The sequence below is a fragment of the Bradyrhizobium sp. genome (genome assembly GCF_030697065.1).
Taxonomy (GTDB): Bacteria; Pseudomonadota; Alphaproteobacteria; order Rhizobiales; family Xanthobacteraceae; genus Bradyrhizobium.
Map to the genome: position 1 here is coordinate 57,916 of NZ_JAUYQU010000205.1, position 13,475 is coordinate 71,390.

A 13,475-nucleotide genomic window follows, 5' to 3' on the forward strand; every position below is an offset into this window, starting at 1 on the left:
CGCATGATCCGGCCATGACCAACGAACGGCCCCTGGTCGTTCGCGCCTCGCGCGACGGCGATGTCGAAGCGATGCTGGCGATCTACCGGCACCATATCCGCCGCGGGATCGAGGAGAGCGTCGACGACAGCGGCACCCCGGAACCCGAGGATCTGCGCGACCGGCGCAAGAACCTGCGCAACCATCGTCTGCCGCATCTGGTGGCCACCTGTGGCGGCGAGGTGGTGGGCTACGCCTATGTCGTCCTGTTTCGCAAACGGCCGGCATACCGCTACGCCGTCAAGCATTCGATCTACGTCCATCGCGAGCATCTCGGCCGCGGCGTCGGGCGGCGGCTGCTGCATGAACTCATCGATGCCTGCGCGGCCACCGGTTTCCGGCAGATGATCGGCTATATCGATACCGACAACACGGCATCGCTGGCCATCCACGAGAGCTTTGGTTTTCGCAGGGTGGGGCTGCTTCCGGGCGTCGCCTATCGATACGGCCGCTGGGCCGATACCGTGATGGTGCAACGCTCCCTCGCCGCCGGCTCAACCGAGCCTCCGCTGATATCAAACCCGGGTCGCTGAGCCTTGAGGCTTCCTGCAGTCCTGCCCGCCCCTCACTCGATCACGATCTCGCCGACCATGCCGTGATCGGCGTGGGTCTTGCCGTCGCTGCCGGAAATGCCGCAGCGCAGGTCGGTGACCTTGCCGGTCGCCACCGGCACGAACCACCATTCCGCCGACGCCCCCGGATAAACCTCGATCTCGCGCATCGCGCCCTTGAACTCGGCGAGGTTGACGGTCTTGCCGTCGCGCAGCTGCGTGACCTGGACCTTGCGGGTGAAGATCATCTGGCTGAAGGCGTGCGAGGTGAAGTAGTGAGGATCGTTGCTCGGGTTCTTCAGCACAAGTTTGTAGAGCTTGCCGGTTTCGAAGCGCAGCTTGCTTGGCACGAAGACATGCTCGCCCGGCTTGCCGAGTTCGACCGTGACCACGATCGGTTCCTGGCCGGCCAGATTGCCGGCGGCCTGCGCGGCGATGGGGGTGACGCAAAGCGCCGCCATGACGAATAAGGAACGGAACGAGCGCATGATGACATGACCTTTTTGGAGGCGGCGGGTGGACAGTTGAGGAACGGTATTGCAAATGCGAATTACTTGCAACAAAATCATACGGCATGAGCTCGGGCTGCTGGGTGCCGGCCCCTTTTCGGACGCACCGCATTCGCGTTGACCGATCTTCGCGAAGGTTGCTTCAAGGGGGTGGTTGGACCCCGATGCCGGCAGGAAAATGTCGCAGGAATTGACGATCAGAACCGCCGGTCAGGATGACCTTCCGTCACTGCTCGCGCTTTACAAGCATCTTCATCCCGATGACGAGACCATATCTCCGGCGGTTGCGAGCAACATCCTGGCGCAATTCCTGCGCTACCCGGGCAGCGCCATCTTTCTCGGCCTTCGGGATGACGCCGTCGTTACGACGTGCACGCTGATCGTCATTCCGAACCTGACGCGAGGTGGGGCGCCCTATGGCCTCATCGAAAACGTCGTGACGGATGCGCGGCATAGCCAGCATGGATACGGCAAGGTGATCCTGAAAGCGGCGATTTCCGCCGCGTGGCATCACGATTGCTACAAGGTCATGCTGCTGACCGGCTCGAAAAATCCGGCGACGCTGAGGTTTTATCAGGACGTCGGTTTCGAGCAGAGCAAGACCGGGTTTCAGGCCCGGCGCATCCCGCTGCGTGAGGCATAGACCGCATCCAAGGCAGCTTCCAGACTACCGCCCGCTGAACCGCGCCGCGCGCTTTTCCACGAAGGCGTTGCGGCCTTCCAGCGCATCCGCGCTGCGGCGGATTTCGGACTGCACCTCGATCTCGCGGCGGAATTGGTCGGCATAGGTTGCGTGTTCGCTCTCCTCCAGCAGGGCGCGGGTGGCGACCAGTGCGCGGGTCGGCCCGGCGGCGAGGCGCTGCGCCAGTTGCATGGCCTCGCCGAGCAGACGGTCATCATCGACCACCTGCCGCACCAGGCCCCATTCATGGGCACGCTCGGCGGAAAGCGGCTCGTTGAGCAGCATCAGTTCGAGCGCGCGCTGGCGCCCGATCAGGCGCGGCAGCAGCCAGGTCGAGCCGAGATCGGGCACGAGCCCGATCCGGCTGAACACCTGGATGAAACTCGCCGAGCGCGCCGCGACGATGATGTCGCCGGCCATCGCGAGGCTGAAGCCGCCGCCGGCCGCGACGCCGTTGACCGCGACCACGACCGGCACCCGGCATTCGCGCAGCGCCCGGAACGCCGGCCAGTAGAATTTCATGACGCCGGCGACGATGTCGCTGCCCAGGGCCTCCGAGGCCTTGAGGTTCTGGCCGGAACAGAAGCCGCGGCCCTCCCCGGTCAGCACCAGCGCCCGCACGCCGGAATCATCCGCCATCTCGCCGATCGCGGCGGCGAGGCCGCCGAGCAGGTCCGGCGTCATGGCATTCAGGCTGGCCGGCTCGTTCAACGTCAATACGCCGACGGCGCCGTCCCTGGCTTGCTTCACCCCGGCCATATTTCTCTCTCCCTCGCAAAAAACATCTTGTGCATTCTGACACTGAAGGCGAGGTTCGCCAACTCGCACCCGCGCGCGGTTGCCACAGGTGACCGATCGCCACACGGAGGGCGAAGTGAAGAAAGCAGAAGGCGATGACAATCGCAACGCGGAGCCGGCGGCCAACCGAAGCGTCCGACAACAGTGTCGAAGATCGGATCAATGCCGGCCGGATTGACGGCGAGCGCCCGAGCAGCAAGGGAATTCGCGACCGCGCAAAGAAAACGTTCGGCAGCGCGACACTGCCGCCGGTGCTGTTTGGTCTGCTCTTTCTCCTGATCCTGAGCATTAATTTGTTCGGGAACGGTTTCCCGATCTACTGGCATGCCGAGGAAGCGGGAAAGGCATTGCAGCTTCAGACGGGGCGCTACAATTTCTATCATCCCCAGTTGCTGCTTCGAATCGCAGCCATCACGGATTTTCTGATGCCCGGCGACTCCGTCCGGGATGCGGTCATCGCCGGGCGAACCGCTTCGGCCCTCGCGGCTTCGATCGCGGCGATCGGTTTCGGCGTGCTCGTCTTCAGAAGATTCGGGTGGCTTTACGGATTGCTGACGGCCGCACTCGTGACGATCATGCCAGGCGTCTTCATCAACGCCCACTTCTACAAGGAGGACAGTGTTCTGCTCATGGGCATTGCGGTTTCGATGCTCGGGTTGCAGCACTTCGACGAGTCGCCGACAAGAAGCCGGGCTTGCTTGCTGGGCCTCACCATCGGCCTGGCGTGCTCTGCAAAATATATCGGCATGATCATGCTGATACCTGCTGCCGTCCTCCTTGTACACAGGCGGGCCGGTTGGGCCGGCTTCGGCCTCTGTCTGGCGGGCATTTTTCTGGTATTCTCCCTCGTCAACAGCACGACGCTCCTGAATCCGGCAAACCTGTCGCGTGGGTTCATGTTCGAGATCGATCACGTCAGCACGGGGCATGGAGGACTCGTATGGGGTCCGCTCTCACCCCGCAGCCTGCTGCATTTCTGGGATAATTCGTCACCCGCCATCATCGCGGCCTTTCTGGCGGGAGCGGTGCTGAGCTATAATCACGCCAGGGCGATGGATCGTATCGTGATATTCCTGCCGCTGCTCTGGCTGGCAGCGGTGCAACTTTCATCGGTTTCCTTCGCAAGATACGCCCTGCCAGCCGCCGCACTATGTTGCGTGGCTGCGGTATGGACGGCTGCCCTGCTGCCGCCGTCTCGCGCGGCCTGGAAGGCCATTCTGGTCGCCGGCATCATTGGCGGCGGCGTCTTGACGCTTCGCCCGTTCGCGGCTGCCGCCGCCTCCTTCGTCAACAATCCGCGCGATCGGTCGGCGGCGTGGATCAGGGACAATCTGCCGCCGACAGCGGTGATAGCTGCCGAATTCTATGCGGGACTTCCGACGCCGCAACGCGTGCTTGTTGACCCGACAAGGGCCGAACTGAGACAAAGGGTATCGCTAGCGGTCAATTTTGGCTTGATGAGTTCTCTTGAGCATTTGCGCAATCAAGGCGTCACGCACCTTGTTGTCTCGAGCGCCCATTTCGCGCGATATTTCGATCGCTTCGCAACGCTTTCCGGCCCGGCACAGGCGCAAAGGGGGGTCTATGAGGAATTGTTTCGGCGCACGCCCTTGCATGAAGAAGCCGAAAGCCATGAGACGGGCTATATCATGTCCTCGCGCATCCTGATTTACGATATTACCAATTGAGAGTTGGCCGCAAGCGGTCCACGAAGAGACGCAATCAACCGGAAACGAGGCCCTCAACATGCGAGACCAATTCTCCAGCAACCAGCAGATCCGCAAACCCGCCGTCACCTCCAAAGGCGGCATCGTCGCCTCGCAATCGCGCCGGGCTGCCGAGGTCGGCGCCGCCGTGCTGGCGGATGGCGGCGACTGCGTCGATGCGGTGATCGCGACCACCTTCGCGCTCGGGGTGCTGGAGCCCTGGATGAGCGGCATCGGCGGCGGCGGGGCGATGGTGCTCTACCGCGCCCGCGAGGACCGTTACGAGGTGATCGACTACGGCATGTGTGCGCCGAACAGCCTGCGGCCCGAGGATTATCCGCTGACCGGCGACGGCGCGGCCTCGGACATCTTCCCGTGGCCGCGGGTCAAGGACGATCGCAACTTGCATGGTCCGGGCTCGGTCGCGGTGCCCGGCGTGGTCGCCGGCATGGAGGAAGCGCATCGCCGCCACTCCAAAATGCCCTGGGCGGAATTGCTCGGTCCCAGCATCGAACTCGCCGGCGAAGGCCTGCTGGTGGACTGGTGGACCACGCTGATGATCGCGAGTTCGGCCGCCGATCTCAGGCGTTATCCGGCCAGCGCCGCCGCCTATCTTACGGACGGCCTGCCGCCGAACGCGCCGTGGGGCATCAAATCCAGCGTGCGGCTGCCGCAAGACCGGCTGAAGGCGACGCTGTCCTACCTCGCCGCCGAAGGCCCGCGCGATTTCTACCAGGGCGACCTCGCGCGCAGCATCGCCAGCGATATTCAGGCTGCCGGCGGCGCGCTCGATGTCGACGACCTCGCCGCCTTCCGCGCCCATGGCCGCGAGGCGCTGGCGATTCCCTATCGCGGCGGCAACGTCTATGCGACGCCGGAACTGACCTGCGGCCCGACCCTGGCGCATACGTTGCGGCTGCTGCAGCAGAAGCTGCAGCCCGGCCGCGGCGGACCGGATGCAGCGGCCTACATGGAATATGCGCTGGCGCTGCAATCGGCCTACCGCGAACGGCTGCAGGACATGGGCGACGCCGATGGCCGGCGCGCGCTCGGCGCCGAACACCTGGCGCCGGCCTGCACCACGCATTTTTCGGCTGTGGACCGCGAGGGCAACATGGCGGCGGTGACGCAGACCCTGCTGTCGACATTCGGCTCGAAATTCGTCACGCCGCAGAGCGGCGTCACCATGAACAACGGCATCATGTGGTTCGACCCGACGCCGGGCGGGCCGAATGCGCTGGCGCCCGGCAAGCGCTGCCTCACCAACTACACCCCGGTGCTGGCGCAGGCCGCCGACGGCCGCAGGCTCGCGCTCGGCGCCTCCGGCGGACGGCGGATCATGCCGGCGGTGACGCAGCTGCTGTCCTTCGTGATGGATTACGGCATGGACGTCGATGCGGCGATCCACACCCCGCGCATCGACGCCAGCGAAGGCGCGGTCGTGATCGGCGACGTGCGGCTGCCGGCGCCGGTGCGCGACGCGCTGCGCGCGGGCTTCGATTACGAGGAAGCGCGGGTGCAGACCTTCCCGATGAAATTCGCCTGCCCGAGCGTGGTGCTGCGCGACGGCGACGCCAACTCAGGCGCGACGGAAAGCGCGCAGCCGTGGGGCGATGCGGTGGCGGAGGGGTGACTCCCCTTCCTCCCACGCGCCCTTGCGCGTGGTGGGGAGGGGAGAAGATAAAGCGCACTGGCTCCGATGATGTGCAAAGCACTTGAACGGTTTGAGTACGAACGTCTCGGTCAGACTGCCTTAGCCTCGGCGCTTGCGGTCCTTGGTCTCGCCTTGGCCCGTTCACCACCCGTGAAAACGATCCCCTCATAGTCCTTGGCAACGACATCATTGATCGCCGCGACGTATTTCGGGGTACCGCCATTGAAGACGACGTGGCGGACCTTGCCTTCCTCGTGACCGGGCACGTTGGAATTGTAGCCGGTGAACCAGCCCTTGGCGTTGCGCAGCAGCATGATCGCGTACATCTTGGCGACGTAGCCGGTCCAGCGCTCCTGCGCCGCGCGCGTGGCATCGGCCCGCGTGTAACCACGCGACCACATGTGCTCGAGTAGCGCGGTGCACCAGTTGACGCCGGTCTCGATGCCGCGCGGAAAATTGGTCGATGCCGAGCCGCTTTGCGGCCCGGTCGGCATCAGCAAATTCGGAAAGCCGTGCACCAGCATGCCGAGGAAGGTCGACGGGCCGTCCTTCCATTTTTCAGACAGTTTTTCGCCGCCGACCCCGCGGATGTCGATCTGATCGTAAGCGCCGGTGATGGCGTCGAAACCGGTGGAGTAGACAATGATATCGAACGCGCGGTCTCCGGCGGCGGTGCGCAGGCCGGTTTCGGTGATCCGCTCGATCGGCATCTCGCTGATATCGACGAGGTGCACGTTCGGCCGGTTATAGGCTTCGAAGTAATTCGTCTCCAGCGGCACCCGCTGCACACCGAAACCGTGATCCCTGGGAATCAATTTTTCAGCGACCACGGGGTCGTTGACGCGGCGGCGGATCCGGTCGGCGATGTAGGCGGAGAATTCGGCGTTGGCGGCCGGGTCGGTGAAGATCTCGCGGAAATTGCTCAACCATATGCCGAAGCCGGGCTCGTCGTAGAGCCGGTCCCACAGCGCCAGCCGTTCCTCGCGCGTCACCTCGAAGAAGCCGCGACGGTCGGGCTCGTGCACGAAGCCGCCGGGGGTGCGACCGCAGATCTCGAAGATCTCGTCGTAGCGCGATCGGATGTCGGCCATCTCCTCAACCGAGATCGGGCTGTTGTTGAGCGGCGCGCTCCAGTTCGGCCGCCGCTGAAATACCGTGAGTTCGCCGACCTTGTCGGCGATCTCGCCGATGATCTGAATGGCCGTGGCGCCGGTGCCGATGACGGCAACCTTCTTGCCCGCCATCTCGACCGGTTCATGCGGCCAGTAGAACGTGTGGAACGACCGGCCCCTGAAACTGTCCATTCCGGGGAACCGCGGCAACGTCGGCGCCGACAGCAGCCCGACCGCCATGATGACGAAGCGGCAGGTCAGTTCGCGGCCATCATCGATCCGCAGCCGCCACACATCATCGGCCTCGTCGAACTCCGCCGCCTCGACCTTGCAGTTGAACCGCATGTGCTTGCGCAGGTCGAACCTGTCGGCGACGTGATTGAGATAGCGCAGGTTTTCCGGCTGGCCGGAGAACCGCTCCTTCCAGTGCCACTCGTCGAGCAGCTCCTTCGAGAACGAATAGCCGTAGGTGTAGCTCTCCGAGTCGAAGCGGGCTCCCGGATACCGGTTCCAGTACCAGGTACCGCCGAGATCGGGGGCGGCGTCGAGCACCAGGGCATCGACGCCGAGGTCGGCGAGGCGCTTGATCTGATAGATCCCGGCCACACCCGCGCCAACGACGATGACCTCGTAGTGCGACTTGTCTCCCGCCATTATTCCCTGCTCCGGAATTTTGTTCTGGACATCGACGAGCATAGCGCCAGATACGTCCCTACACCAATCGGCCGGTCGGGCAAAATGGGCTGAACCTTTGCGCTGGGCTGCCGCGTATCTGGGGGTACGATAACCGCCAAGCGGAGCCCCTGATGCGCGCCCTCCTCCTGCTCGTCGCATTTCTGATCAGCGTCGGCGCCCCTGCCCGCGCCGACGAGGTCGCCGCCGCGCAAAAAGTCATCCGATCCCAGGTCGAAGCGTTCGGCCGCGACGACGCCGCGGCGGCCTGGTCCCATGCCGCGCCCGCGATCCGGGAAATGTTTCCGCAAGACGCTTTTATGGCGATGGTGCGCGGCAGCTATGCGCCGGTCTATCGCCACAGGAGTTTCGAGTTCGGCGTGGCGCGCACAGCCGACGGCAGGATCGCGCTGCGCGCTCACATCGTCGATGCCGAGGGCGTGCCGTGGGAGGCGCTCTATACGCTGGAGCGGCAGCCCGACGGCAGCCTGAAGATCTCGGGCTGCACGCTGCTGAAGGCAGGCCAGGCGGTGTGACGCCACCGGTGTCGGACCGGCATTCGCGTCAGTCTTTTTGGCATTGCCACGATGCGGGCTTTGCGCCTTACTCGCAGCGAACAGAAGAACGGCGTCCAGATTCCGGAGGAGATTGCAATGAAGACAGTACAAGCGATGCTGGCCGAGGCCGAAGCCGCGGTTCCGCGTATCAGCCCCGAGGAAGCCAAGGGACTGGTCGGCCGGACCGACGTGCTGTTTCTCGACGTCCGCGAACCGGCCGAGGTCGCGACATCGGGCAAGGTGCCGGGGGCGCTGGCGATTCCGCGCGGCCTGGTGGAATTTCGCGCCGATCCGGCGTCCCCGCTGCACGATGCGGCGTTCGACCGGGCCAAGACCGTGGTGGCCTACTGTGCGTCCGGCGGCCGCTCGGCGCTGGTCGGCAAGACCCTGAAGGACATGGGCTACGAAAACGTCCGCAACCTCGGCGGCTTCAAGGGCTGGCTCGACGCCGGCGGCGAGGTCGAAAAGGGGTAGTTGCCGTTACGCCATCGCCAGCCGCGAGCGGGAGCGCGCCCGCAGCAGCAGGGCCACTACGATCACGATATTGAGCCCGTTCCACAGGACGCCGTTGAGGAACGCTGCGGCATACGAGCCGGTGGCGTCGAAGATCACGCCGGAAATCCAGCCGCCGCCGGACATGCCGAGCACCGAGGCCATGATCACGATGCCGACCCGGGTGGCGGCCTCGCTGGCCGGCATCGATTCACGGACGATGATGGCGTAGCTCGGCACAATGCCGCCCTGGAACAGGCCGAACATCGCGGAGATGATGTAGAGCGAGGTCAGGCCGTCGAAGAACAGATAGAACAGCAGGGCAAAGCCCTGCGCTAGCGACCCGATCAGCAGCGTCGGGATGCCGCCGATTCTGTCGGCCAGATAGCCCGAGCCGATCCGGCTGATGATGCCGCACGCCATCATCAAGGACAGCATCTCGGCGCCGCGCGCAACGCCGTAGCCGAGGTCGCCGCAATAGGCGACGATGTGCACCTGCGGCATCGCCATCGCCACGCAGCAGGAGATGCTGGCGATGCACAGCAGCACCGTCAGCGTATTGGCCGACAGGTTGAGATTGATCCGCGGCGGCAGCGCGTTGGTGTGATCCTGTGCCGCGCTGCCGCCCATGACGCGGCGCAGCACCAGCACCAGGATCGTCATCAACAGGCCGACGGCAATGCCGATACCGAAATGGGTGGCGCGCCAGCCATAGGCCTGCGTGCTCCAGTTGATCAGCGGCGGCCAGAACGTGCCCGCGACATAATTGCCTGAAGCGACGATGGTCACCGCCAGCCCGCGATAGCGCTCGAACCAGTGCGAGGCCTCCGCCATCAGCGGCGCGAAGGTGGCCGACGTGCCGAGGCCCATCAGGAAGGAGATGACGATGAACTGCCACAGCGCGGTCGCCAGGCCCGCCAGCACATAGGAACCGGTCAGGAAGGCGATGCTGACGGCCATCGCCGGCACGATGCCGAGCCGGTCGGTGATCTTGCCCATGATGACGCCGCCGACACCGAAGCCGAAGAAGATCATGGTGGCGGCAAGCGAAACCGCGCCGCGGCTGGCCGCAAATTCCTGCTGGACCACCGGCATCACCACCACGACCGACCACATCCCGACCGCGCCGACGGAGCCGATCAGCACCGCCAGCACGAGCCGCAGCCACGCCTGGCGCGAGTCCGGGGTGAAGGCGGGCGAATCTGCGTGGGTGGAGTTGGGAGCGTGCACGGCGGCAACTTCGTCGTCCCGGGGTTCCGGGTCAAGCCACATGACGCGATATTGGGCATGCAGATGCACTGCAACAGACTGGGAGCCGTCATTCCGGGGCGATGCGTCAGCATCGAACCCGGAATCTCGAGTTTCCGGGGTCGCCGCGGGCGCGGCGCCCCGGAACGACGGCTGGTTTCCTCCCATTAACCCTTTCCTAACCATACACCCGGCAAGAATTGCCTAGGTGGAGTCGAGTGTCGTCAGCCGCGTAGAACGGGAGAACCCCGTGGACGCCAGAGCGGTGCCTCACTTTCGAAACGGCGGCCCTTCGGCCGCCGCGCAGACGTTTGGCGCCCGCGGCCGGCATTCGCGGGGGGAAGCAGCTACGATGGTCGACGTCACGGCGGGTCAGGGCACGGGTACAGGCGGCGGATTTCCCAGTCTGGGCGACATCGGCAGAATCCTGACCCGCGGCGATCTCGCCCTGGCGTTCGGCGTCCTGATCATCCTCGTCGTGCTGATCATGCCGCTGCCTTCGATCGTGCTCGATCTCTTTCTGGCGATCTCGATCATCCTGTCGATCCTGATCCTGATGACCGCGCTGTTCATCCAGACGCCGCTGGAATTCTCCTCGTTCCCGACCATCCTGCTGATCTCGACCATGCTGCGGCTGTCGCTGAACATGGCGTCCACGCGCCTGATCCTGTCGCACGGCCATGAGGGAACCGCGGCCGCCGGCCATGTCATCGAGGCCTTCGGCAATTTCGTGATGGGCGGCAACTTCGTCATCGGCATCATCGTGTTCGCGATCCTGGTGATCGTGAATTTTGTGGTCATCACCAAGGGTTCGGGACGCATCGCGGAAGTCGCCGCCCGCTTCCACCTCGATGCCATGCCGGGCAAGCAGATGGCGATCGACGCCGATCTCGGCGCCGGCCTGATCGACGAGGCCACGGCCAAGAAGCGCCGCAAGGATCTGGAGGACGAAAGCGGCTTCTTCGGCGCCATGGACGGCGCCTCCAAATTCGTGCGCGGCGACGCGGTCGCGGGCCTGCTGGTCGTCTTCATCAACGTCATCGGCGGCATCATCATCGGCGTGGCCCAGCAGGGCATGAGCTTCGGCGACGCCGCACGTACCTATACGCTGCTGACGGTTGGCGACGGCCTGGTCACCCAGATTCCGGCGCTGATCGTGTCCACCGCGGCCGGCCTGCTGGTTTCGAAGGCAGGCGTCAGCGGCGCCGCCGACAAGGCGCTGATGAAGCAGCTTTCCGGCTATCCGCAGGCGCTCGGCATGTCGGCCGGCGTGATGCTGGTGCTGGCGCTGCTGCCGGGCATTCCGATGCTGCCCTTCCTCGCGCTCGGCGGCGGCGCGGCCTATCTGGCGGTGACGGCGCGCAAGCGCAATGAGGCCAATACGGAAGCAGAAGCCGTGGCTGCGGCCGCCCCGGATGCCGCCGCGGCCGCCGCGGCCGCCGGCGCGGAAGAGCCGATCGCCAATTCGCTGAAGATCGACGATCTCAAGATCGAACTGGGCTACGCGCTGCTGCCGCTGGTCAATGGCCCCGACGGCACCGACCGCCTGACCGATCAGATCAAGGCGCTGCGCCGCTCGCTCGCGGTCGAAATGGGTTTCGTGATGCCCGCCGTGCGGATTCTCGACAATGTGCAGCTGGAGGCCAACACCTACATCATCAAGATCAAGGAAGTGGATGCCGGCACCGGCAAGATCTGGCCGAACAGTTTCATGGTCATGGACCCCGCCGGCAACCAGGTCGGTATCCCGGGCATCCACACCATCGAGCCGACCTTCGGCCTGCCGGCGACCTGGGTGGACGCCAGCCTGAAGGAAGAAGCCTCGCTGAAGGGCTATACCGTGGTCGACGCCGCGACCGTGCTGTCGACCCACCTCACCGAATTGCTCAAGACCAACATGTCGGACCTCTTGTCCTATGGCGAGGTGCAGAAACTGCTGAAGGACCTGCCGAAGGAGCAGGGCGAACTGGTCAAGGACATCACGCCGGCCCTGGTCACCGTCTCGGGCATCCAGCGCGTGCTGCAATTGTTGCTGGCCGAGCGGATCTCGATCCGCGATCTCTCGACCATTCTCGAGGGCATCGCCGACGCGCTGGCATTCTCGCGCAACCCGGCGACCATGGTCGAGCACGTTCGCGCCCGGCTGGCGCGGCAAATCTGTGCGCAAAACACCTCCCACAACGGCTATTTGCCGCTGATCGCGCTGTCGGCGAAATGGGAGCAGGCGTTCGCCGAATCGCTGGTCGGCGCCGGCGATGAACGCCAGTTGGCGATGCAGCCGTCGAAACTGTCGGAATTCATGACCGCGGTGCGCGACCGCTTCGAACAGGCCGCCCGCGAGGGCGAGGCGCCGGTGCTGGTGACCTCGGCGGCGATCCGGCCGTTCGTGCGCTCACTCGTGGAACGGTTCCGCTCGCAGACCACCGTGCTGTCGCAGGCGGAAATCCACCCCCGGGCGCGGCTGAAGACGGTTGGAAGCGTCTGACCGGGCAAGCAGACGCGACAGGCATTTCTGCCACAGGCAAAGGATTTGTCGGAAGTTGCGGCAATACGCCGTCGCGCCGCCTCGGCAACCGCAGGTCTATAAATATCTGAAATTGCTTGGATATACCTGTTTAGCGGATTCCACGCGGGGTTCAGATCGCGGGATCTCAACTCCTTTCACTGCCTTGTGATCGGCTCTTAGGAACCAAAAGCCGAATACCTACGTTTCTTGCCATGAGATGTTGAACCTGTCGGCGGACACAGCACACCAATCCGCGAGACAGGGAAGGCGGCAGGAGGCCACCGATGAACCATTCGATTTACAGCGCCGATCGATCGACCCATCTGAAGGTCGTGGTCGTGGCGCTCATTGCCGGGATCGCGGTAGCGGGTTTCGGCATCTCGGCCCGCATGACGTCGGACGACGGATATACCCAGACGGCGCGCGTCATCAAGGCCGGCCAGCCGATGACGATCACCAGTGCCGAGACCACGAAGGTACGCTAACGAAATTCAGGAATTCACGCGGCTCTTTAGCAGCCCCCCAAAGTCGCCTCGTGGATAATCAGACGACCCCAACGACCCCCAAGTCGACTACCGAAAACGCCCGCTCCCCACGGGCGTTTTCTTTTTTTGACATCCGTGTCACCGTCATTCGATCTTGATGCCGACCTTCTTGACGAAGGTCGACCATTTCGGGATTTCGGCAGCGACCCTCTCGTCGAGTTCCTGAGGCGTCGACGCCACGATTTCCACGCCCTGCGCGACCTGTCGGTCGCGGAATCCGGCACGCTTCTCAAACACGGCGCCGATGGTTACCGTGCCGGCGGCACGGCTTCGATCAGCTTGCCGGTAAACACGACGGGCCCGGGGGCGACGCCGGTCGGCGAACCGCCTTCGGGCTCGAGCGTCACGGCATAGGTCGCCTCGTTCACCGTATCGGCGTCATACGACTGAAGCACCGGTCGCGT

13 protein-coding genes are annotated in these 13,475 nt (G+C 64.6%); 8 read left to right on the top strand and 5 right to left on the bottom strand.

Going from position 1 to position 13,475, the window contains the following annotated elements:
- Positions 1-14 precede the first annotated feature (14 nt).
- A complete protein-coding gene (locus Q8R73_RS16225; protein WP_305720566.1) occupies positions 15-572 on the top strand; it encodes a GNAT family N-acetyltransferase in 558 nt (185 codons plus the stop codon).
- A gap of 32 nt (positions 573-604) precedes the next feature.
- Here the strand turns inward: Q8R73_RS16225 and Q8R73_RS16230 are convergent, their stop codons facing one another.
- On the bottom strand, positions 605-1,078 hold the full coding sequence (locus Q8R73_RS16230; protein ID WP_305720567.1) for a hypothetical protein: 474 nt from the start codon (positions 1,076-1,078) through the stop codon (positions 605-607).
- A 199-nt stretch (positions 1,079-1,277) separates the two neighbouring features.
- On the opposite strand from Q8R73_RS16230, the gene Q8R73_RS16235 reads away from it, so the two are divergent.
- Positions 1,278-1,742 (top strand): GNAT family N-acetyltransferase, encoded by a 465-nt coding sequence (locus tag Q8R73_RS16235; protein WP_305720568.1) that lies wholly within the window; start codon positions 1,278-1,280, stop codon positions 1,740-1,742.
- A 24-nt stretch (positions 1,743-1,766) separates the two neighbouring features.
- On the opposite strand, the gene Q8R73_RS16240 is transcribed toward Q8R73_RS16235, so the two are convergent.
- Positions 1,767-2,540, bottom strand: coding sequence for an enoyl-CoA hydratase-related protein (locus tag Q8R73_RS16240; RefSeq protein WP_305720569.1), 774 nt, complete (start codon positions 2,538-2,540; stop codon positions 1,767-1,769).
- A 134-nt stretch (positions 2,541-2,674) separates the two neighbouring features.
- On the opposite strand from Q8R73_RS16240, the gene Q8R73_RS16245 reads away from it, so the two are divergent.
- On the top strand, positions 2,675-4,267 hold the full coding sequence (locus tag Q8R73_RS16245; protein WP_305720570.1) for a glycosyltransferase family 39 protein: 1,593 nt from the start codon (positions 2,675-2,677) through the stop codon (positions 4,265-4,267).
- A gap of 58 nt (positions 4,268-4,325) precedes the next feature.
- Positions 4,326-5,918 carry a gamma-glutamyltransferase family protein gene (locus Q8R73_RS16250; protein ID WP_305720571.1) on the top strand — a complete coding sequence of 531 codons (1,593 nt, stop codon included), beginning with the start codon at positions 4,326-4,328 and terminating at the stop codon, positions 5,916-5,918.
- A gap of 110 nt (positions 5,919-6,028) precedes the next feature.
- Here the strand turns inward: Q8R73_RS16250 and Q8R73_RS16255 are convergent, their stop codons facing one another.
- Positions 6,029-7,705, bottom strand: a complete 1,677-nt coding sequence (locus Q8R73_RS16255; RefSeq protein ID WP_305720572.1) for an NAD(P)/FAD-dependent oxidoreductase — start codon at positions 7,703-7,705, stop codon at positions 6,029-6,031.
- Positions 7,706-7,857: 152 nt separating this feature from the next.
- Between Q8R73_RS16255 and Q8R73_RS16260 the strand changes: the two genes are divergently transcribed.
- A complete protein-coding gene (locus tag Q8R73_RS16260; protein WP_305720573.1) occupies positions 7,858-8,259 on the top strand; it encodes a DUF4864 domain-containing protein in 402 nt (133 codons plus the stop codon).
- Positions 8,260-8,376: 117 nt separating this feature from the next.
- The gene (locus tag Q8R73_RS16265; RefSeq protein WP_305720574.1) at positions 8,377-8,754 is read left to right on the top strand and encodes a rhodanese-like domain-containing protein; all 378 of its coding nucleotides are present in this window, start codon (positions 8,377-8,379) and stop codon (positions 8,752-8,754) included.
- Positions 8,755-8,760: 6 nt separating this feature from the next.
- On the opposite strand, the gene Q8R73_RS16270 is transcribed toward Q8R73_RS16265, so the two are convergent.
- Positions 8,761-10,044: an MFS transporter gene (locus tag Q8R73_RS16270; protein WP_371126110.1), complete on the bottom strand. Its 1,284-nt coding sequence runs from the start codon at positions 10,042-10,044 to the stop codon at positions 8,761-8,763.
- A gap of 226 nt (positions 10,045-10,270) precedes the next feature.
- Here Q8R73_RS16270 and flhA point away from each other — a divergent pair, with 226 nt between their 5' ends.
- Together flhA and Q8R73_RS16280 are read left to right on the top strand one after the other, a co-directional pair.
- Positions 10,271-12,505 (top strand): flagellar biosynthesis protein FlhA, encoded by a 2,235-nt coding sequence (gene flhA / locus Q8R73_RS16275; RefSeq protein WP_305720575.1) that lies wholly within the window; start codon positions 10,271-10,273, stop codon positions 12,503-12,505.
- Between the two features lie 305 nt (positions 12,506-12,810).
- A complete protein-coding gene (locus Q8R73_RS16280; RefSeq protein ID WP_305720576.1) occupies positions 12,811-13,011 on the top strand; it encodes a hypothetical protein in 201 nt (66 codons plus the stop codon).
- Positions 13,012-13,155: 144 nt separating this feature from the next.
- Here Q8R73_RS16280 and Q8R73_RS16285 read toward each other — a convergent pair whose 3' ends face one another.
- Positions 13,156-13,308 carry a hypothetical protein gene (locus Q8R73_RS16285; RefSeq protein ID WP_305720577.1) on the bottom strand — a complete coding sequence of 51 codons (153 nt, stop codon included), beginning with the start codon at positions 13,306-13,308 and terminating at the stop codon, positions 13,156-13,158.
- Between the last annotated feature and the right edge of the window lie 167 nt (positions 13,309-13,475).

Coding starts and splice junctions, on each gene's coding strand:
- Q8R73_RS16265 (WP_305720574.1), top strand. CDS start 8,377: ATGAAGACAGTACAAGCGATGCTGGCCGAGGCCGAAGCCGCGGTTCCG.
- Q8R73_RS16260 (WP_305720573.1), top strand. CDS start 7,858: ATGCGCGCCCTCCTCCTGCTCGTCGCATTTCTGATCAGCGTCGGCGCC.
- Q8R73_RS16245 (WP_305720570.1), top strand. CDS start 2,675: ATGACAATCGCAACGCGGAGCCGGCGGCCAACCGAAGCGTCCGACAAC.
- Q8R73_RS16280 (WP_305720576.1), top strand. CDS start 12,811: ATGAACCATTCGATTTACAGCGCCGATCGATCGACCCATCTGAAGGTC.
- Q8R73_RS16235 (WP_305720568.1), top strand. CDS start 1,278: ATGTCGCAGGAATTGACGATCAGAACCGCCGGTCAGGATGACCTTCCG.
- Q8R73_RS16250 (WP_305720571.1), top strand. CDS start 4,326: ATGCGAGACCAATTCTCCAGCAACCAGCAGATCCGCAAACCCGCCGTC.
- Q8R73_RS16255 (WP_305720572.1), bottom strand. CDS start 7,705: ATGGCGGGAGACAAGTCGCACTACGAGGTCATCGTCGTTGGCGCGGGT.
- Q8R73_RS16230 (WP_305720567.1), bottom strand. CDS start 1,078: ATGCGCTCGTTCCGTTCCTTATTCGTCATGGCGGCGCTTTGCGTCACC.
- Q8R73_RS16225 (WP_305720566.1), top strand. CDS start 15: ATGACCAACGAACGGCCCCTGGTCGTTCGCGCCTCGCGCGACGGCGAT.
- Q8R73_RS16270 (WP_371126110.1), bottom strand. CDS start 10,044: ATGTGGCTTGACCCGGAACCCCGGGACGACGAAGTTGCCGCCGTGCAC.
- Q8R73_RS16240 (WP_305720569.1), bottom strand. CDS start 2,540: ATGGCCGGGGTGAAGCAAGCCAGGGACGGCGCCGTCGGCGTATTGACG.